Origin of the sequence: Arthrobacter sp. NicSoilB11 (assembly GCF_019977375.1) — a bacterium.
GTDB lineage: Bacteria > Actinomycetota > Actinomycetes > Actinomycetales > Micrococcaceae > Arthrobacter.
In genome coordinates this window covers 2,227,606-2,247,161 of the sequence record NZ_AP024657.1, presented here as the reverse complement: position 1 = coordinate 2,247,161, position 19,556 = coordinate 2,227,606, and the positions used below count along the sequence as shown (strand labels likewise).

The following is a 19,556-nucleotide window of genomic DNA, read 5'->3' as shown; positions in this document are numbered from 1 at the left end:
GTTATGCGGCTACCAGATGCTGACCCGCTCGGCGGGCGGCATCCACATGCCGTCCTCCTCGGTGACGTCGAACGCTTCGTGGAACGGGTCCAGGTTCCTGGCGATCGCGTTGGTCCGGAACTCGTTGGGGGAGTGGGGATCGGTGGCAAGGCGCCGGATGGCCTCCTCCTGCCGGATGACCTGGCGCCAGCCTGCTGCCCAGGAAGCGAAGAAGCGCTGTTCACCGGTCAGCCCGTCCAGGACCTCCGGTTCCTTCCCGTCCAGGCTGATCTGGTAGGCCTTGTAGGCGATGGTCAGGCCTGCCAGGTCACCAATATTTTCGCCCAATGTCAGGCGTCCGTTGACGTGGTGTCCGGGCGCTGCAGCGGGGGAGAGCGCATCGAACTGGGCCACAAGCCGCGCCGTCAGCGCCTCGAAAGCCTGGCGGTCCTGGTCCGTCCACCAGTTGCGGAGCGCTCCGCCGCCGTCGAACTGTGAGCCCTGGTCATCAAAGCCATGCCCGATCTCGTGGCCGATGACGGCGCCAATGCCGCCGTAGTTCACGGCGTCGTCCGCGTCGGCGGTGAAGAAGGGCGGCTGCAGGATCGCTGCCGGGAACACGATTTCGTTCATCATCGGGTGGTAGTAGGCGTTAACCGTCTGCGGCGTCATCAGCCACTTGTTCCGGTCCACCGGCTTGCCCACCTCATCCAGGTGCCTGTCGACGTCGGCATTGTGGGCGCGTTCGACGTTCCCCAGGAGGTCCGCGGGGTCGATCTCCACGGCTGAGTAGTCAATCCACTCGTCCGGGTAGCCGATCTTGGCCCGGAAGGCCTCCAGCTTCCGGAGGGCCTCGGCCTTGGTGTCCCCGCCCATCCATGCAACGTCATTAATGCTGCGGCGGTAGGCCTCGATAAGGTTGGCCACCAGGGTCTGCATCCGTGCCTTGTGCGATTCGGGGAAATGGCGGGCCACGTAGATCTGGCCCACAGCTTCACCAAGGGCGGCTTCGACGACGCCAACGCCGCGCTTCCACCGGTCCTTGTTGCGGGGCGTGCCGCTGATCGTGGTGCCGTAAAACGCGAAATTGGCGTCCACAAAGGCTGCCGACAGATAAGGTGCAGCGGCGCCGACGACGCGCATGGCCAGCCACTCCTGCCACGTTGCCACCGGAACTTCGTCCAGGAGGCCGGCGGCACCGGTGAAGAAGTCAGGGGTGCTCACCACGATTTCCGTACGCTTGTCTGCGTCGATTCCCGCGGCGTCGAACCACGTGGCCAGGAGGGGGAACAGCGCATTGGCTTCCTCCGCCGTCTTCAGGTTGTAGGTCTTTTGCGGATCCCGGAGGGTGACATTGTCCCAGTGGTGGGACGCGAGCTTCGTCTCCAGTTCGACAACCCGCCCGGCCGCACCATGGGGATCGGCCACCCCGGCCAGTTCAAACATTTTCTGCACGTGCGCGGTGTAGGCCGCCACGATGGGTGCGAACTTCTCTTCCCGGTAGTACGACTCGTCGGGAAGGCCCAGGCCACCCTGCCCGGTGTACAACAGGACCCGGTCAGGGTTCCCCGCATCGGGGGCCGGGTAGATGTAGAAAAGCCCGCCCACGTCCGCACGGAACAACCGGCCCGCCAGTGCGATGAGGTCAGCTACCGAGCCCGTGGCGAACACGTCGCCGAGCCGCCCGCGGATCGGCTCCATGCCCTTGCCTTCCACTGTCGCTTCGTCCATGAAGCTGTTGTAGAGGCCGCCGATCTTCCGTTCGATCCCGCTGGCGTCCGCGCCCTTGGCCGCCGCCTCCTCGATGATGTCCCGGACAGCGATTTCGGACCCGTCGCGAAGAGCGGTGAAGGTTCCCTCCAGGGGCCGGTCGTCCGGAATTTCGGTGGCTTTCAACCAGGCGCCGTTGACATGTTGGTAAAGGTCGTCCTGAGGCCGGACTGTGTGATCAATGGTGGACAGATCGATCCCCGAAATGGGCACTGCAACTCCTTTGCTCGAACGCCTGCGTCCGGCTGACCACCGGAGGCGTCTGCATGCTGGACTTTACGGACGGTAGTGCCCTTTCATCTTACGCACCCGTGTTACGCTCAAAGAGTGCGTGCAGAGTTCCTTCTCCTTAGCTGCCGCGGCGAGGCCACAGACGCTATCTAGCGCACGGCCCACCCTCGCTGCGGAGTTTGTGTTGCCCGGCCACCCTTTCACTGAAGATCGATAGAAAAGGCCACGAACATCATGCGTAACGCACAAAAGCCCTCCGGAATGCCCGCCCACCGGTACACGCCCTTCCAGGACCTGATCAAGGTTGAACTGCCGGACCGCACCTGGCCGGACAAGATCATCACCAAGGCCCCGCGGTGGTGCGCGGTGGACCTGCGCGACGGAAACCAGGCCCTGATCGATCCCATGAGCCCGGCGCGCAAGATGAAGATGTTCGACCTGCTGGTCCGCATGGGCTACAAGGAAATCGAGGTCGGTTTCCCGTCCGCTTCCCAGACGGACTTCGACTTTGTCCGCCAGCTCATCGAGGGCAACCACATCCCGGACGACGTCACCATCCAGGTCCTGACGCAGGCGCGGGAACACCTCATCGAACGGACCTACGAGTCCCTGGTGGGTGCCAAGCAGGCCATCGTCCACCTCTACAACTCCACGTCCGTGCTGCAGCGGCGCGTGGTCTTCAACCAGGACGAGGACGGCATCCTGGACATCGCACTGCAGGGTGCCCGCCTGTGCAAGAAGTACGAGGAAACACTCGTGGACACGCACGTGACCTACGAGTACTCCCCGGAGTCCTTCACGGGTACGGAGCTCGAGTACGCCGTCCGGGTGTGCAACGCCGTCGCGGATGTCTTTGAAGCGTCCGCCGACCGGCAGGTGATCATCAACCTGCCCGCCACGGTGGAAATGGCCACGCCCAACGTCTACGCCGATTCCATCGAGTGGATGAGCCGGCACCTGCACCCTCGGGACGGCATCATCCTGTCCCTGCACCCGCACAACGACCGCGGAACCGGCGTCGCCGCCGCCGAGCTGGGCTACATGGCAGGCGCCGACCGCATCGAGGGCTGCCTCTTCGGGAACGGCGAACGCACAGGAAACGTGGACCTGGTGACGCTGGGCCTGAACCTGTTCGTCCAGGGCATCGACCCCATGATCGACTTCTCCAACATCGACGACGTCCGGCGCACCGTGGAGTACTGCAACCAGCTGCCCGTCCCGGAACGTTCGCCGTACGGCGGCGACCTGGTGTTCACCGCCTTCTCCGGCTCCCACCAGGACGCCATCAAGAAGGGCTTCGAAGCGCTGGAGCGCGATGCTGCAGCAGCCGGCAAGCCCGTGGACGACTTCACCTGGCAGGTTCCGTACCTCCCTGTGGATCCCAAGGACCTGGGCCGCAGCTACGAGGCCGTCATCCGGGTGAACTCCCAGTCCGGCAAGGGCGGCGTGGCCTACCTGCTGAAGAACGAGCACAGCCTGGACCTGCCGCGCCGCGCGCAGATCGAATTCTCCGGCGTCATCCAGCGCCGCACCGACACCGTGGGCGGGGAAGTCAGCGGCGCGCAGCTGTGGCAGATTTTCCAGGACGAATACCTGCCGTCCGGCCGGGCCGACGGGCAGTGGGGCCGTTACTCGCTGGGGGCCGTCAAGACGGAAACAGACGCCGACGGCGGCATGACGCTGCACGCGTCGCTCACCATCGATGGTGCCCAGGTCAGCCGCACCGGCACCGGCAACGGCCCCATTGCGGCCCTGCTGAACATCCTGCATGAGGACGGCGTGGATGTCCGCGTGCTGGACTACAGCGAACACGCGTTGTCCGAAGGCGGCAACGCCATGGCCGCGGCCTACGTCGAATGCGCGGTGGGGGAGCGGGTGCTGTGGGGTGTAGGCATCGATGCCAACACCAGCATGTCCTCCCTCAAGGCCGTGATTTCCGCGGTCAACCGCGCCATCCGGGACGCCCAGGCCTGATACCTGCCGGTGGTGCCGCCGGTTTCCACCGGTGGCACCACCGTGGCCTGGCAGCGAGCTGCCGGGCAGGATGGGAAGATAGAGCGTGGTCCAACACTCTTTTGCCTCCCGGGCGTACCGGGACGACGCCGTGGTGCTCCGTACCCATAAGCTGGGCGAGGCGGACCGGATCATCACGCTCCTGACGAAGCACCACGGGCAGGTCCGTGCCGTCGCCAAGGGAGTGCGCCGCACCAGCAGCCGTTTCGGTGCCCGGCTTGAGCCCTTCATGGTTGCCGATCTCCAGTTGGTGTCAGGGCGGACGCTGGACATCGTCACGCAGGCCGTGGCAAAGGGTGCATACGGCGGAAGCATCGCCGCGGACTACGGCAGGTATACGGTGGCCGCCGCCATGACGGAGACGGCTGAGAAACTGACGGACGTCGACGGCGAGGCCGGTACCGCACAATACAACCTGCTGGTGGGCGCCCTCGCTGCGCTGAGCCGCAACGAACATGCGGCTGGCCTCATCCTGGACTCCTACCTTCTGCGCGCCCTTGCCACCGGCGGGTGGGCGCCCAGTTTCACGGACTGCTCCCGCTGCGGCATGCCGGGCCCGCACACGGCCTTCTCCGCGCCCCTTGGCGGCATGGTTTGTGCACAGTGCCGGCCGCCCGGTTCCCCCGCCCCCGCTGCAGAGACCGTGACGCTGCTGGCAGCGCTGCTGACCGGGGACTGGACGACGGCGGATGCTTCCCTGCCGCAGCATCGCAAGGAAGCAGCGGGCCTGGTGGCCGCGTACCTGCAGTGGCATCTGGAACGAGTACTGAAATCCCTCAAACATGTGGAGCGTAGCTGACAGTGGCCCTGGGAAAAAGGAACAACGCACCGCGCCGGCGCACGCATCCCGTCGTGGCGCCGTACCCGCACCCGTCCGGCGCGGTGGCACCCACTATTCCGGCTGAATTCATTCCCCGGCACGTGGCCATCGTCATGGACGGCAACGGCCGCTGGGCCAACCAGCGGGGATTGCCGCGGATCGAGGGGCACAAGGCAGGGGAGCCGGCGCTGCTCGATGTCATGGCAGGGGCCATCGAACTGGGCATCGAGTACGTCAGCGTGTACGCGTTCTCCACGGAAAACTGGCGCAGGTCGCCTGAGGAAGTCCGCTTCCTGATGGGATTTAACAAGGATGTGCTGCGAAGGCAGCGGAACCAGTTGGACGACTGGGGCGTGCGGGTCCGCTGGGCGGGGCGCCGGCCGCGGCTGTGGGGTTCGGTCATCCGTGAGCTGGAGGAAGCCGAGGAGTTCACGGCGGCCAACACCACCTGTAACTTGACCATGTGTGTTAATTACGGCGGCAGGGCCGAGATCACTGACGCGGTCTCAGCGATTGCCGCCGATGTGGCGGCAGGCAAGTTGAAGCCTGGCGCCATTACCGAGCGGACCATCCAGAAGTACCTGGACGAGCCCGACCTGCCTGACGTGGACCTGTTCCTGCGCAGCTCGGGGGAGCAGCGGCTGTCCAACTTCATGCTCTGGCAGTCGGCCTACGCGGAATTCGTGTTCATGGACACGCTGTGGCCGGACGTGGACAGGCGCACGCTCTGGGCCGCCGTCGAGGAGTATGCCAGGCGCGACCGCCGGTACGGTGGCGCCGTGGACGCCGCCGCTGCTCCCTCGGCGCCCGCTGCCCCGGCGGAATAGCTTCATCCATACGCCCGCAACCAGCGGGCCAGCCGCCTGTAGGCATCGGCCCGGACCGGTTCGGGTGACAGGAAGACGTCGTGCAGCGCGCCGTCGATCCGCTCCACGGTTACGGTGCGGCCCAGGGTGAGGGCCCTGGCGCTGATGGTGTTGACGTCCAGGACCGCGTCGGTGCGGCGCATTTCCTCGGACCAGAGGAGCCCGTTCGCGCTGCCCTTGGAAAGCAGTACCAGGATCGGCGCCTGGATCCCCAGGCCGCGGGCCACCTTCGCCTGCCCGGCGAGCACCGCCCTAAGCCAGCCGGCGCGCACCGGAAAGGCCATGCGGGGGCGGTACCGCTCGTCAAGCGGCCACTCGCCGTCGGCAGAGCTGCTGATGGTCCGCCAGTAGTGGCCGCGTTCCGGCAGCCGGAGGACCATCTCAGGGCGGAAGCGGGCCAAGGGGCGCACCATGCTGGATGCAGCGCGCCGCACCAGCGGACTGCCGTGCATTTCCAGCCATGGACTGTTGAGGATCAGCAGCGAAACAGCTTCCGGATGGCGGGTGGTCCACAGGGCTGCCACCAGGCCGCCCGTGGAGTGGCCCATCAGGGCCAGGGGACCCGGTGCGCCTGCATCCCGGATGATGCGGATTGCCTCTTCGATTTCAGCGTCGTAGGCGGCGAGGTCGGCCACGTACCCGCCCGGTGCTTCCGGACGAAGGCTTCGTCCGTGGTTGTGCATGTCCAGGGCATAGAAGTCGTAGCCGGCCGCAGCCCAGAACCGTGCCAGGTCCACGTTGAAGAAATAATCGCTCCAACCGTGCAGGAAGAGCACGGCCCGGCGGCTGCCGCCGGCAGGGTCCCTGTCGGGAGATGGCCGGACGCGCACCAGCGTTGCCCTCCGTTCAACCCCGTCACGTCCGGTGGCCGCGAAGGAGTGTGACTCGAAGTCACCGCCCAGGATGTCCTGCTGCCACTGCATGCCCTCATGCTAAACCGGCACACCGGACCGCGCTGTCCGAACTGCGCTTTCCGAACTGTGCTGTCCGAACTGTGCTGTCCGAACTGTGCTGTTCGAACTTCGGCGTCTCCGTTTTGGTGCGGCGCCCCCGGAGACGGGAAACTGGAGGCATGCGCGTTTATCCCACTTTCTTCAGGCTGGCCTTTTCATGGATGGACGCCGAGCGCGCCCACAAGATCGGATTCAAGGGGATACGGCTCGCACATTCTTCCGGTGCGGGGAGAGTCCTGCGGAAACTGACTGCTCCGGCGCCGTCGCTCCAGACCACAGCCTTTGGCGTCACCTTTCCGTCACCGTTCGGGCTGGCTGCCGGCTTCGACAAGGAAGGGCACGGCATCGAGGCCCTCACGGAGCTTGGATTCGGACACATTGAAGTGGGCACCATCACCGGCCAGGCGCAGCCCGGCAACGAAAAGCCGCGCTTGTTCCGCCTGGTCCAGGACCGGGCCGTCATCAACCGGATGGGATTCAACAACGACGGCGCCTCCGCCGTTGCACCCCGGCTCAGGGCAGCACGCGCCGCGCTCCAGCGGCGGTACCCGGAGGTTCGTCCGGTCATCGGCGTCAATATCGGCAAAACCAAGGTGGTGGAACTGGCCGATGCCGTGGACGACTACCTGGTGAGCGCCCGCAGCCTGGCGCCTGCCGCCGACTATTTGGTGGTAAACGTCAGTTCCCCCAACACCCCGGGCCTGCGGTTGCTCCAGGACGTGGAGACGCTCCGGCCGCTCCTGACAGCCGTGGGGCAGGAAGCGGACCGGGCCGCGGGCCGGCATGTGCCCCTGCTGGTCAAGATTGCCCCGGACCTCAGCGATGAGGACATCGACGACGTCGCGCGCCTTGCCCTCGACCTGAAGCTGGACGGCATCATCGCCACCAACACCACCATTGGCCGTTCAGGACTGTCCTCGCCGGCAGAAGAGGTGGCGAAGTGCGGAGCCGGCGGCCTCTCCGGTGCACCATTGAAGCAGCGTTCGCTGGAGGTGCTGAAGCGGCTCAGGAACGCTACGGGCGACGCCCTGACCTTGGTGTCCGTTGGCGGCGTGGAGTCGGCCCGGGACGTCCAGGAAAGGCTGGACGCCGGTGCAACCCTGGTGCAGGGCTACACCGCGTTCCTTTACGAAGGACCGTTCTGGGCGGCACGGATCAACAAGCAGTTGGCAAAGAACCGCCGCTCCTAGGCGCTGCAGGCAGGTTGCTGCGGGAAAGCGGATCCCGATAAGAACGAAAAGCCCGGCGGAACACCGCCGGGCTTTTCGTTCTTAAGTGGATGCAGGGTCAGGCAGGGTACTGTCCGCGCTGGACCTGGGGCTTGGGCAGCCGCAGTTTCCGGAACTGCAGGGACCGCATGGAGCCGTACCAGACAGTACCGCGCTCCACCTCGCCGAACTTTTCCGCCAGCCGCTTGCGGAGCTTGCGCGACAGAATGAAGACGTCCACGAAGACTGCCAGGAACATGACCCAGAAAGCGCCCAGGACGTAAATCATCATGTCGCTGGAGGCCGGGACCACCAGGGAAACCAGCACGAAGACCAGGGCGCCGAACATCAGGTATTCGCCAAGGTTGAACCGCGCATCCACAAAGTCGCGGGCAAACCGTTTCTGCGGACCCTTGTCGCGCAGCGGCAGGAACTTCTCGTCGCCGGTGTCCATGGCCCGCCGCATCTTGAGGCGCTGGTCCTGGATGGCCTGGCGTTCGGCAGCCTTGGACGCCTTGCGGTCCTCAGGCACGAGCGGGCGCTTGCGGGCAGCTTCCTGGGCCTTCCGGGTGGGGGTAGGGGCACCCTTGCCCGCGGCACTGTTCTGCCGCGCCGCCGTCTCCGCTGCCTGCTGGTCTATGGTTTCCTGCGCCGAGGGCGCTTCTTTTCTACGTCCGAACACCAGAACAGAATACCTTGCAGCAGCCCGCCCGCTGCCTGCCCCCGCGTCTGCGGCGGCAGGCCGCGGAATGTGACGGGGGTAATGTTTTGGCCATGACTTCATCACCCGCGGCCACCCCGCACAGCACCACCGGAACATCAGGACCAGGCCCTGAGGCCATCGGCAGGACGGAAGATCTCCGTGCTGCGGTGGACCGTTCCTTCGATCAAACTTTGGCACGTCTCAAGGACCTCGTGGCCATCCCGGGCATCGCCTGGCCAAGCTTCGACCGCATGCCACTGGAGCGCAGCGCGGAGGCCGTCGCCGAACTCCTCCGGGGTGTGGGGATCGGCGGGGTCCAGGTCCTGTCCGTCAACAAGGCCGACGGCACGCCAGGCGGGCCGGCCGTCGTCGCCCGCCGGCCTGCCGCAAAAGGAAAACCGACCATCCTGCTTTACGCCCACCATGACGTCCAGCCGGTGGGGGACGAGTCCCTGTGGGAAACAACGCCGTTTACCGCCGTCGAGAAGGACGGCCGCCTCTACGGCCGCGGCGCCGCTGACGACAAAGCCGGCATCATGGCACACATTGCTGCTTACGCAGCCGTTTCGGAAGTCCTCGCCGATTCCCTGGGGCTGGGCGTCACCTTCTTCATCGAGGGGGAGGAGGAAGCAGGATCGCCCACGTTCCGGACATTCCTGGAGGCGAACCGCGAGCTGCTCCGCGCAGACGTCATTGTGGTGGCCGACTCCAGCAACTGGAAGGTCGGCGTACCTGCCCTGACCACCAGCCTGCGTGGGCTCGTGGATGGCACGATTGAGGTGCAGGTCCTTGACCATGCGGTGCATTCCGGCATGTACGGCGGCCCGGTGCTGGATGCCCCCACCCTGCTGTCCCGCCTGATCGCCACCCTTCACGACACGGATGGGAACGTGGCCATTGAGGGCCTGGTGTCCAGCGACACGGCCGGGGTCGACATGCCGGAGGCGGATTACCGCGCCGATGCCTCCGTGCTCGACGGCGTCCGGCTGGCTGGAACGGGAAGCATCGCCTCGCGGCTGTGGTCCAAGCCGGCATTGTCAATCATCGGCTTCGACGCACCCGCCGTGGACGTTGCCTCCAACACCCTCCTTCCGCGCGCACGGGCAAAGTTCAGCCTGCGGCTGGCGCCGGGCCAGGTTCCCGCGGAGGCCATGGAGGCGGTCCGCCGCCACGTGGAGGCCAACGCCCCATTTGGTGCGAGGGTCGTCTTCACTCCGGGGGAGGCAGGCAATCCGTTTCGGACGGACACTTCCTCTGCTGCGGCAACGGTTGCGATGTGGGCCCTGGGCGAGGCCTGGGGAGTTCCCGCCGTCGAAACCGGAATCGGCGGTTCCATCCCGTTCATTGCCGACCTGACGGACCTGTACCCCGAAGCGCAAATCCTGGTGACGGGCGTGGAAGACCCGGATTCACGGGCACACAGTGCCAACGAGTCCCTGCACATCGGTGACTTCCGCAACGCCATACTGGCCGAGGCCCTCATGCTCGCGCGGCTGAACAGTGAAGGCCTTTCAACCGGCAAGTAATGGGCCTTCCGTCGTGAACGCCGGGCAGGCGGCTGTCAGGGAACAACCGGCGTGCTTTGACGGTTACGCCAGGAGTTAGAGCTACAGGACTGCCGCGCGTAGCATGTAGCTATAGCCCATACCGTATTTGTAGGGGCAGGCGCCGTTACGGCGACGCCGCCAGACCGTCCTAAGAAGGTAGGCCAATGAGCACCGCAACCAACGAAAACAGCACCGCCGCCACCAGCGTGGCCAGCGACGAACTGCCCGTTCACGAGGTCAACCTGACCGATGTCGCTGCAGGCAAGGTCCGCAGCCTCCTGGAACAGGAAGGCCGCACCGACCTGCGCCTGCGCGTGGCCGTGCAGCCTGGCGGATGCTCGGGGCTGATCTACCAGCTCTACTTCGACGAACGGCTCCTTGATGGTGATGCCGTGCGCGACTTCGACGGCGTCGAAGTCGTCGTGGACAAGATGAGCGTGCCGTACCTGAGCGGCGCCAGCATCGACTTCGAAGACACCATCTCCAAGCAGGGCTTCACCATCGACAATCCGAACGCCGGCGGCTCCTGCGCCTGCGGCGATTCATTCCACTAAGCCGGTTATTTCGCCTGATGTCCGCGCCGGGTTTCCTGCCGTCCAAAACGGCATGGGGGCTCGGCGCCGACATGTGGGCGAAACGCCCGGCGGAGCGGTAAGCTCTACACCGAGTAGTAAAACTTTTTTGTGCCCGGAGCGCCGATGGCTGCCCGGACAACAGCAACAAGTAGGAAGGGCCGTCTGTGAGTTCGCAGAACCGAACCGGCAGCCGACGCAAAACGATCACCACGATCTCAAGCTTGGCAATTGCCGGCGCGTTGGTTTTGACCGGATGTTCGCCAGAGGTAGAGAAAGGGTGGATGCCCACTGAACGTGGCACCACCAGCAACACTGACCGCATCATGGACCTCTGGGTCAACTCATGGATTGCTGCGCTCGTGGTGGGCACCATTACGTGGGGCCTGATCATCTGGTGCCTGGTCGCTTACCGCCGCCGCAAGGGAACCGTTGGCTTCCCGCGGCAGACCAGCTTCAACCTTCCGCTGGAAGTTTTCTACCTGACCATCCCCATCTTCATGGTCCTGGTGTTCTTCTACTTCACGGACCGCGACCAGCAGGCGATCGATGACCGTTCACAGCCGGCCGACGTCGTTGTGGACGTCCGCGGCAAGCAGTGGGCCTGGGACTTCAACTACAAGTCCGGCGACGTCATCCAGGAAGACCTGCACGAAGCCGGTGTCCAGGCCCACCTCACCGGCAACACCATCGACAAGGAACAGCTCCCCACCCTGTACCTGCCGGTGAACAAGTCTGTTGACCTCGAACTCAACGCCCGCGATGTCATCCACTCCTTCTGGGTTCCCGCCTTCCTGCAGAAGCGCGACATGATCCCCGGCAAGCCCAACTACATCCGGTTCACCCCCACTAAAGAGGGCACTTACGACGGCAAATGTGCCGAACTCTGCGGCGAGTACCACTCCGAAATGCTGTTCCGCGTCAAGGTGGTGTCGGAATCCGAATTCCAGGCTCACATGGACCAGCTCAAGGCCGAAGGCAACACCGGCCTGCTCGGTGCCGAGTACGACCGCAACCCGAACCTGAACGAAACCAAGTAAGGGGAGCGACGTGGCTACGTACACCCAATCCGCACCTGCGGGAGTCCTGTCGGCTCCCGTGGTACCTAAATCCAAGGGGCGCATCGTCGTCAACTGGATCACCTCCACCGACCACAAGACCATCGGGTACATGTACCTGATTGCGTCCTTCGTGTTCTTCTGCCTGGGCGGTGTCATGGCGCTGCTCATCCGCGCCGAGCTGTTCGAGCCCGGCATGCAGATCCTGCAGACCAAGGAGCAGTACAACCAGCTGTTCACCATGCACGGCACGGTGATGCTGCTGATGTTCGCCACCCCGCTGTTTGCCGGGTTCGCCAACGTGATCATGCCGCTGCAGATCGGCGCTCCTGACGTGGCGTTCCCGCGCCTGAATGCGTTGGCCTTCTGGTTCTTCCTGTTCGGTTCCACCATCGCGGTGTCCGGCTTCATCACCCCGCAGGGCGCAGCGTCCTTTGGCTGGTTCGCCTATGCGCCGCTGTCGAACACGACGTTCACCCCGGGCATCGGCGGTGACCTGTGGGTCTTCGGCCTGGCGCTGTCCGGCTTCGGCACCATCCTTGGTGCGGTCAACTTCATCACCACCATCATCTGCATGCGCGCCCCGGGCATGACCATGTGGCGGATGCCCATCTTCACCTGGAACACCCTGATCACCGCCATCCTGGTGCTCATGGCATTCCCGCCGCTGGCCGCCGCCCTGTTCGCGCTCGGCGCGGACCGCAAGTTCGGCGCCCACATCTTCGATCCCGAGAACGGCGGCGCTGTTCTTTGGCAGCACCTGTTCTGGTTCTTCGGCCACCCGGAGGTGTACATCATTGCGCTGCCGTTCTTCGGCATCGTGTCGGAGATCTTCCCGGTCTTCAGCCGCAAGCCGATCTTTGGCTACAAGGGCCTGGTCTACGCCACTATCGCCATTGCAGCCCTGTCCGTGACGGTGTGGGCCCACCACATGTACGTCACCGGCGCCGTCCTGCTGCCGTTCTTCTCCTTCATGACCATGCTCATCGCGGTGCCCACCGGCGTAAAGTTCTTCAACTGGATCGGCACCATGTGGCGCGGCTCGTTGACCTTCGAAACGCCGATGCTCTGGAGCATCGGCTTCATGATCACCTTCCTCTTCGGCGGCCTCACCGGCATCATCCTGGCCTCCCCGCCGCTGGACTTCCACGTTTCGGACTCCTACTTCGTGGTGGCGCACTTCCACTACGTGGTGTTCGGCACCGTGGTGTTCGCCATGTTCGCCGGGTTCTATTTCTGGTGGCCCAAGTGGACCGGCAAGATGCTCAACGAGCGCCTGGGCAAGATCCACTTCTGGCTGCTGTTCCTGGGCTTCCACGGCACCTTCCTGATCCAGCACTGGCTCGGCGTCGAGGGCATGCCCCGCCGCTACGCCGACTACCTCGTGGAGGACAACTTCACCTGGATGAACCAGTTCTCCACCGTGGCATCGTTCGTGCTGGGTGCGTCACTGATCCCGTTCTTCTGGAACGTCTACATCACCTGGCGCAGCGCCGAAAAGGTCCAGGTTGATGATCCGTGGGGCTTCGGTGCTTCGCTGGAGTGGGCCACGTCCTGCCCGCCGCCGCGCCACAACTTCACGTCCCTGCCCCGGATCCGTTCGGAGCGTCCCGCCCTGGACCTGCACCACCCGGAACTTCGCCAGGTCCACACCGTTGAGTCGCCGGCACCCGCAGCAGCGGTCCTCGGCAACGCCGACCAGAAGGACACCGCACAGTGAAAATCGAATCCTGGATCTTTGGTTCTGGAGTCTTCTTCTTCGTTCCCGTCGCTCTGGTCTACGGATTCCTGACCAGCTGGGGTGAGTGGGTCGGCATCCTGGGCATCCTGCTTGTGGGTGGCCTCGCCGGCATGATCGGGGCCTACCTCGGCTTCACCGGAAGGCGCGTCGGTCTTCGTCCCGAGGACCGCAGCGACGCTGAAATCCACGAAGGCGCCGGCGAGCAGGGGCACTTCAGCCCCTGGAGCTGGTGGCCCCTGGTGCTGGGCATCGCCTGCGCCACCGGCTTCCTGGGCCTGGCCGTAGGCGCCTGGGTCATCTTCATCGCAGGTGGCCTCGCCATCGTGGCCCTCGTGGGCTGGGTGTACGAGTACAGCCGCGGTGACCACGCGCACTAAGCAAGCAAACGAATAACGACGTCGGGCCCCACCTTCCGGTGGGGCCCGACGTCGTTATTACGCTTTTGGAAGCCCCTAGATGGCTCCCTGCGACTCTAAAAGTCCTCGAAGCTCCCGCAGCGCGTTCTCGGCCTGCTCGCGCCCCAGGCCGCCTTCCAGCGCACTGTCGCTAATGGACAGCTCCACCTCACAGCCTTGTGGGAAGTCAGCCGTCATCACCTGAAGCAGGGAACGGGCATCGGCCTTGTCTGCGCCTGCCTTGCTGATGGTCACCGGCAGGCCCGTGTCGGTGACGGCTCGGACAAACACCGCGGCGGAACGTGCATGCAGGCCCGCGGGCGCTGCCACCACGGCCTTTTCTGTTGGCAAAGGGACTCCTTCTGTGAAAGACGGCCCCCTTCCGTCTCGTGGCAAAATTTCCAGACCAAATATAGCTGCCTGCACGGATGCGGCGCGAAAGATTGCCGCGGTCCGTGGCTGGTCTAGACCGTTCTAAAATTGAGGGGACACCCAACGGCAGGAGAACGATCATGGCAGCTGGCGCCGCCGCAATCACGGGGGAAATAGACCGCAGCAGCGGAACGGCCATCTACGTCCAACTCCGGGAAATCCTTCGCGCGTACATCGCGGAGTCATGCCCGCCGGGTTCAGCCCTGCCCTCGGAACGGGACCTCGCCGAACGGTTTGGGCTTGCAAGGATGACGGTGCGGCAGGCCATCGATGCACTGGTGGGGGAGGAGGTCATCGAGCGGGTGGTGGGCCTGGGAACCTTCGTCCGGCGGCCGAAAGTCGACCTGCAGGTGAAGCTCACGTCCTACAGCGAAGAAATGCAGCGGCGCGGCATGGTGCCTGCCGCCAAGGTGCTCAGCTTCGAACAGATCGGTGCCAGTGCGTTCCTGGCCCGTGAATTGCAGCTGGACGAGGGCACCCCGCTGGTCCGCTTCCGCCGGCTGCTTCTTGCGGATGGGGAGCCCATGAGCGTGGACGAAAACTTCATACCGGCTCATCGGGTCCCGGGACTGCTGGACGGCGAGCCGCCCACGTCGCTCTACAACGTCCTCAGCGAGCAGTACGGGCTTGTTATGGAATGGGGGGAGGACATGATCGAGGCGACGGCGGCGTCACCGTCCACGGCGCGCCTCCTCAACGTCGAGGTGGGGGCACCATTGCTGAAGATCCAGCGGCATGCCTTTGTGGCCCGGGCAATGGTTGACTACTCGGTCTCCTACTACCGTGCGGACCGGTACAAGCTGTGGGTGCCCCTGCAGCGGCCCGGAGCCAGGAGGGCCCGCAACCACTAGCCGCCCCAACCATCCGTTCCCCTGCGGGGGGCGTGGGCAGCACACCCCAGGAAAACAGGAAAGGCCCGATCCGGATGGATCGGGCCTTTCCTGTTGGAACAGAAGCCTAGTGGGTCAGGCTCTTGCTTCCTTCTGCCGCTTCAACAGCCTCGTGTCCGTGGCCGTGTGCGGCCTCCAGCTCAGCGGGCGTGGCCGGGGCTACGCGGTCCTCGAAGAACCAGCGGGAGAGGAATGCGCGGCGCTTTTCCTTGGGGGTGACCACGCCATGCTCGTTGGGGACCGCAGGAAGGACCTGAGGTGACTCAAAGCCCACCAGCTTGTACCGCTTGTACTCATCCAGGGGCGCGTGCACCTCGATGAACTCACCGTGGGGAAGACGGACGATGCGTCCGGTTTCACGGCCGTGGAGGGCGATCTCGCGGTCCTTGCGCTGAAGCGCCAGGGCAACGCGCTTGGTAACCACGAATGCGATCACCGGACCGATGAAGAACAGGGCCCGCAGCCAGTACGTGACGTCGTTCAGGGAAACGTGGAAGTGCGTGGCGATGAGGTCCGAACCAGCAGCGGCCCACATGACGCAGTACCAGACGAAACCTGCCATGCCGATGGCGGTACGGGTGGGCGCGTTCCTGGGGCGGTCCAGGACGTGGTGTTCACGGTCGTCCTTGGTCACCCAGCGCTCGATCCACGGGTACGTGAACATCACGGTGAACAGGATCCCGGCCGGCACGAGGGCCGGCAGCAGGACGTTGAATGTGAAGACGTGTCCGAAGAAGATCTGCTCCACGTGCCAGTTGCCGAAGGTGCCCGGCATCAACCGGAGTGCGCCGTCGACGAAACCGATGTACCAGTCAGGCTGCGTACCGGCCGACACAGGGGAGGGGTCGTACGGGCCGTAGTTCCAGATCGGGTTGATGGTGAAGAACGCGGCCATCAGGGCAATGACGCCGAAGACGATGAAGAAGAATCCACCGGCCTTCGCTGCGTACACCGGACCGAGGGGGTAGCCGACGACGTTGTTGTCGTTGCGTCCCGGACCCGGGTACTGCGTGTGCTTGTGCACCACCACCATGAACAGGTGGGCCACGATCATCAGCAGGATCAGGGCCGGTACCAGCAGGATGTGCAGCATGTACAGGCGGCTGATGATGGCCGTTCCCGGGAATTCCCCGCCAAACAGGAAGAACGAGATGTACGTTCCGATGACCGGAATGGACTTGATGACACCGTCGATGATGCGCAGGCCGTTGCCGGACAGCAGGTCATCGGGGAGCGAGTAGCCGGTAAAGCCTGCAGCCATCGCCAGGATGAGCAGGACACAGCCCACAACCCAGTTCATTTCACGCGGCCGGCGGAACGCACCGGTGAAGAAGACCCTCAGCATGTGTACTGCCACCGACGCAACGAACAGCAGTGCTGCCCAGTGGTGCACCTGGCGCATGAACAGGCCGCCACGGACATCGAAGGAGATGTTCAGCGATGAGCTGTACGCCACCGACATCTCCACGCCCTTCAGCGGAACGTAGCCGCCGTCGTAGTGCGTCTCCGCCATTGACGGGTCGAAGAAGAACGTCAGGAAGGTACCCGACAGCAGCAGGATGACGAATGAGTACAGCGCCACTTCACCAAACATGAACGACCAGTGGTCCGGGAAGACTTTGCGGCCGAACTCGCGGAGGATCCCCGAACCGCCGACTCGTGAGTCGACGAAGTCGGTGATCCGACCTGTCTTGGTTTTGGCGACGAAAGCCGGCTCAGCTGTTGATGCTGCGCTCATGCGAATCACGCTCCCAGTAACTTGGTCCTACGGGTTCATGGAAGTCGCTGGTAGCGACCAGGTAGCCCTCGTCATCAACTGCGATGGGCAGCTGGGGGAGAGGACGGCTGGCGGGGCCGAAGATCACCTTGCACTCCTGCGTGAGGTCAAAGGTGGACTGGTGGCACGGGCACAGCAGGTGGTGCGTCTGCTGCTCGTACAGAGCAACGGGGCAGCCAACGTGGGTGCAGATCTTCGAGTAGGCAACGATGCCGTTGTAGCCCCACTCTTCGCGGCCCTTGGACGGGTTGAGCGATGCGGGATCAAGGCGCATGAGCAGCACAACGGACTTTGCCTTCTCGTTGAGCTTGCCTTCCTCGAGTTCGTTCAGGCCTTCCGGGATGACGTGGAAGGCCGAGCCGATGGTGACATCCGAAGCCTTGATGGGAGTTCCGTCAGGGTCACGGGTCAGGCGCTTGCGCTTTCCGTCCTGGGGGGCCCACATGGTGTGTGCGAGCTTGTCGTCCGGACGGGGTCCGAGGTCACCGAAGATGGCGACGGCGGGAAGCGGGGCGAGCGCCACAGCACCGAGCAGGGTGTTGCGGATCAGCGGACGGCGCTTGATGCCGGTCTCTTCCACGATGTCGTCGACGATGCGGACAGCCGCCTGGCGGTCCTCCTCGTAGCGGATGGCGTGGCGTTCTTCGGAGACTTCGTGGTCGGGCATCAGGGCCTTGGCCCAGTGCACGATGCCGGTACCGATACCCAGCATGGCGAAGGCAGTACCTACACCGAGCAGGGCGTTCTGGAGCCGGATGGTGGCGATGCTGGAGTCATCACCCAAATCAATGGCGAAGTACGCCACCAGGAAGATCAGGGTTCCAACAACAGAGATGCCAAATAGTAAGGCGACCTGCCGTTCTGCCCGCTTTGCGGCCTTCGGGTCCGTGTCAGCCAGGCGCAAACGATGCGGGGGAATTCCAGGATCCTGGAACTTCTCCACCTCATTCTGACCAGCCGTAGCTACGGTGCCCGAGTGGTTCGGACTGCCGTCACTATGGTTGCCCATAATTCGCCTCATCCTTCTCTCGTCCCGGCGGTTGTGCCGGGTTAGTTTCTAATTTCAAGCTGCTGACTGGGCAGCAGAAGTTGTGTGCTTCCCGCGGAAAGTCAGGACGTCCTGGAAGTCAGCCAGATGGTGAAGGCGATAATGACGCCCAAGCCGGCAACCCATACGAACAGGCCTTCAGCGACGGGGCCAAGCGAACCCAGGTCGGCACCGCCCGGCGAACCGGTGGTCTCGATCTGCTTCAGGAAGGTGATGATGTCCTTCTTGCCTTCGGGGGTGATGTTGGCATCGTTGAAGACGGGCATGTTCTGCGGGCCCGTGGCCATGGCCTCGTAGATGTGCTTGCCGCTGACGTCGGCCAGGGCGGGCGCGAACTTGCCCTGGGTCAGCGCGCCGCCGGCTGCGGCGGCGTTGTGGCACATGGCGCAGTTGGTGCGGAAGAGCTCCCCGCCGGCTGCGGCGTCGCCGCCGCCGTTTGTCAGGTCTTCTGCAGGAATTGCCGGGCCGGCTCCCAGCGAAGCGACGTACGCTGCAAGCTGTGAGGTCTGCTGTTCGTTGAACTGGACCGGCTTTTTCATTGCCTGGGGACCGTTCATCTGCATCGGCATGCGCCCGGTGCCCACCTGGAAGTCAACAGCGGCAGCGCCGACGCCAACCAGGGAGGGGCCATCCTTGGAACCACTGGCGCCCATGCCGTGGCAGGTGGCGCAGTTGGCGGCAAACAGCTTGCCGCCCTCTTCGACGTCGCTTGCGCTTGCGGTGGTGGTGCTCGCCTTGGCCTCATTCATGGAGGTTGCCACGGCGTACAGCCCACCCGTGATGAGGAGCCCCATCAGAAGCAGCGCTATTGCTGCCAGTGGGTGACGCCGCTTTTGTGAGAGTGCCTTCACGTGGTGGTTCCTTTATTCGATCCTGCGCCGGCTCCGGGAGCCGCTACCTGAAATTCTGCCTCTTGTAGAAAAAGAATCAAAGCTGGCTACTTGAGTACGTAGATGACCAGGAAGAGGCCGATCCACACGACGTCAACGAAGTGCCAGTAGTACGAGGTGACGATCGCGGACGTAGCTTCAAAGTGTCCGAACTTCTTCGCGGCAAAGGACCGGCCCATGATGAGCAGGAAGGCGATAAGCCCGCCGATGACGTGCAGGCCGTGGAAGCCGGTGGTCATGTAGAAGGCAGAGCCGTAGGCGTTGGACGAAAGCGAGACGTGCTCGGAAACCAGCATCGCGTATTCGGTGGTCTGGCCGGCAACGAAGAACGCACCCATGAGGAACGTCAGGGTGAACCATTCGTTCATTCCCCAACGGGCGAACTGAAGGGCACCTCCGGTACGCCGGGGCTGCAGCCGCTCTGCGGCGAAGACGCCCATCTGGCAAGTAAAGGAACTGGCCACAAGGACAATCGTGTTGACGAGCGCAAAGGGGAAGTTGAGCTTGGCTGTCTCTTCAGCCCACATTTCACCGCTCGTGGAGCGGAGGGTGAAGTACATGGCGAAAAGACCGGCGAAGAACATCAACTCGCTGGACAGCCACACAACGGTTCCGACAGAAACCATGTTGGGGCGGTTCAGCGTTGGGTGCGCCGGGGTACTG

The 19,556-nt window shown here is 64.3% G+C and carries 18 protein-coding genes; 10 read left to right on the top strand and 8 right to left on the bottom strand.

Annotated features, from left to right (window positions below; translation table 11 throughout):
• Positions 1-9 precede the first annotated feature (9 nt).
• Positions 10-1,962, bottom strand: a complete 1,953-nt coding sequence (locus LDO14_RS10360; RefSeq protein ID WP_056390411.1) for a M13-type metalloendopeptidase — start codon at positions 1,960-1,962, stop codon at positions 10-12.
• A gap of 252 nt (positions 1,963-2,214) precedes the next feature.
• Between LDO14_RS10360 and leuA the strand changes: the two genes are divergently transcribed.
• The 3 genes from leuA to LDO14_RS10345 all read left to right on the top strand — a co-directional run bounded on the left by leuA (position 2,215) and on the right by LDO14_RS10345 (position 5,640).
• A complete protein-coding gene (gene leuA, locus LDO14_RS10355) occupies positions 2,215-3,954 on the top strand; it encodes a 2-isopropylmalate synthase (protein ID WP_018769266.1) in 1,740 nt (579 codons plus the stop codon).
• 85 nt (positions 3,955-4,039) lie between these two features.
• Positions 4,040-4,792, top strand: coding sequence for a DNA repair protein RecO (gene recO / locus LDO14_RS10350; protein ID WP_018769265.1), 753 nt, complete (start codon positions 4,040-4,042; stop codon positions 4,790-4,792).
• 2 nt (positions 4,793-4,794) lie between these two features.
• Positions 4,795-5,640 (top strand): isoprenyl transferase, encoded by an 846-nt coding sequence (locus LDO14_RS10345; protein WP_223991577.1) that lies wholly within the window; start codon positions 4,795-4,797, stop codon positions 5,638-5,640.
• 2 nt (positions 5,641-5,642) lie between these two features.
• Here LDO14_RS10345 and LDO14_RS10340 read toward each other — a convergent pair whose 3' ends face one another.
• On the bottom strand, positions 5,643-6,602 hold the full coding sequence (locus LDO14_RS10340; protein ID WP_018769263.1) for an alpha/beta hydrolase: 960 nt from the start codon (positions 6,600-6,602) through the stop codon (positions 5,643-5,645).
• 149 nt (positions 6,603-6,751) lie between these two features.
• Between LDO14_RS10340 and LDO14_RS10335 the strand changes: the two genes are divergently transcribed.
• Positions 6,752-7,822, top strand: a complete 1,071-nt coding sequence (locus tag LDO14_RS10335; protein ID WP_018769262.1) for a quinone-dependent dihydroorotate dehydrogenase — start codon at positions 6,752-6,754, stop codon at positions 7,820-7,822.
• A gap of 97 nt (positions 7,823-7,919) precedes the next feature.
• On the opposite strand, the gene LDO14_RS10330 is transcribed toward LDO14_RS10335, so the two are convergent.
• Positions 7,920-8,522, bottom strand: a complete 603-nt coding sequence (locus LDO14_RS10330) for a DUF3043 domain-containing protein (RefSeq protein ID WP_018771080.1) — start codon at positions 8,520-8,522, stop codon at positions 7,920-7,922.
• A gap of 92 nt (positions 8,523-8,614) precedes the next feature.
• Here LDO14_RS10330 and LDO14_RS10325 point away from each other — a divergent pair, with 92 nt between their 5' ends.
• The 5 genes from LDO14_RS10325 (at position 8,615) to LDO14_RS10305 (ending at position 13,838) form a co-directional block, all read left to right on the top strand.
• Positions 8,615-10,069, top strand: coding sequence for a dipeptidase (locus tag LDO14_RS10325; protein ID WP_223991575.1), 1,455 nt, complete (start codon positions 8,615-8,617; stop codon positions 10,067-10,069).
• Positions 10,070-10,254: 185 nt separating this feature from the next.
• Entirely contained in the window at positions 10,255-10,644 is a 390-nt protein-coding gene (locus LDO14_RS10320; protein WP_018771082.1) for an iron-sulfur cluster assembly accessory protein, read from the top strand.
• Positions 10,645-10,829: 185 nt separating this feature from the next.
• Positions 10,830-11,702, top strand: a complete 873-nt coding sequence (coxB, locus tag LDO14_RS10315; protein WP_056390398.1) for a cytochrome c oxidase subunit II — start codon at positions 10,830-10,832, stop codon at positions 11,700-11,702.
• A 10-nt stretch (positions 11,703-11,712) separates the two neighbouring features.
• Positions 11,713-13,440: a cytochrome c oxidase subunit I gene (gene ctaD, locus LDO14_RS10310; RefSeq protein WP_018771084.1), complete on the top strand. Its 1,728-nt coding sequence runs from the start codon at positions 11,713-11,715 to the stop codon at positions 13,438-13,440.
• Positions 13,437-13,838 (top strand): cytochrome c oxidase subunit 4, encoded by a 402-nt coding sequence (locus tag LDO14_RS10305; RefSeq protein WP_056390391.1) that lies wholly within the window; start codon positions 13,437-13,439, stop codon positions 13,836-13,838. The genes ctaD and LDO14_RS10305 overlap by 4 nt, the downstream gene beginning before the upstream one ends.
• Before the next feature lie 75 nt (positions 13,839-13,913).
• Here LDO14_RS10305 and LDO14_RS10300 read toward each other — a convergent pair whose 3' ends face one another.
• A complete protein-coding gene (locus LDO14_RS10300; protein ID WP_082581715.1) occupies positions 13,914-14,207 on the bottom strand; it encodes an HPr family phosphocarrier protein in 294 nt (97 codons plus the stop codon).
• 161 nt (positions 14,208-14,368) lie between these two features.
• Here LDO14_RS10300 and LDO14_RS10295 point away from each other — a divergent pair, with 161 nt between their 5' ends.
• Entirely contained in the window at positions 14,369-15,139 is a 771-nt protein-coding gene (locus LDO14_RS10295) for a GntR family transcriptional regulator (protein ID WP_018771087.1), read from the top strand.
• Positions 15,140-15,245: 106 nt separating this feature from the next.
• On the opposite strand, the gene LDO14_RS10290 is transcribed toward LDO14_RS10295, so the two are convergent.
• The 4 genes from LDO14_RS10290 to LDO14_RS10275 all read right to left on the bottom strand — a co-directional run bounded on the left by LDO14_RS10290 (position 15,246) and on the right by LDO14_RS10275 (position 19,498).
• The gene (locus LDO14_RS10290; RefSeq protein WP_223991573.1) at positions 15,246-16,916 is read right to left on the bottom strand and encodes a ubiquinol-cytochrome c reductase cytochrome b subunit; all 1,671 of its coding nucleotides are present in this window, start codon (positions 16,914-16,916) and stop codon (positions 15,246-15,248) included.
• On the bottom strand, positions 16,894-17,964 hold the full coding sequence (locus LDO14_RS10285) for a Rieske 2Fe-2S domain-containing protein (protein ID WP_026266047.1): 1,071 nt from the start codon (positions 17,962-17,964) through the stop codon (positions 16,894-16,896). Before LDO14_RS10285 ends, LDO14_RS10290 begins: the two co-directional genes overlap by 23 nt.
• Before the next feature lie 101 nt (positions 17,965-18,065).
• Positions 18,066-18,854, bottom strand: coding sequence for a c-type cytochrome (locus LDO14_RS10280; protein ID WP_056390383.1), 789 nt, complete (start codon positions 18,852-18,854; stop codon positions 18,066-18,068).
• An 86-nt stretch (positions 18,855-18,940) separates the two neighbouring features.
• Positions 18,941-19,498 (bottom strand): heme-copper oxidase subunit III, encoded by a 558-nt coding sequence (locus LDO14_RS10275; protein WP_026266048.1) that lies wholly within the window; start codon positions 19,496-19,498, stop codon positions 18,941-18,943.
• Positions 19,499-19,556: the final 58 nt, after the last annotated feature.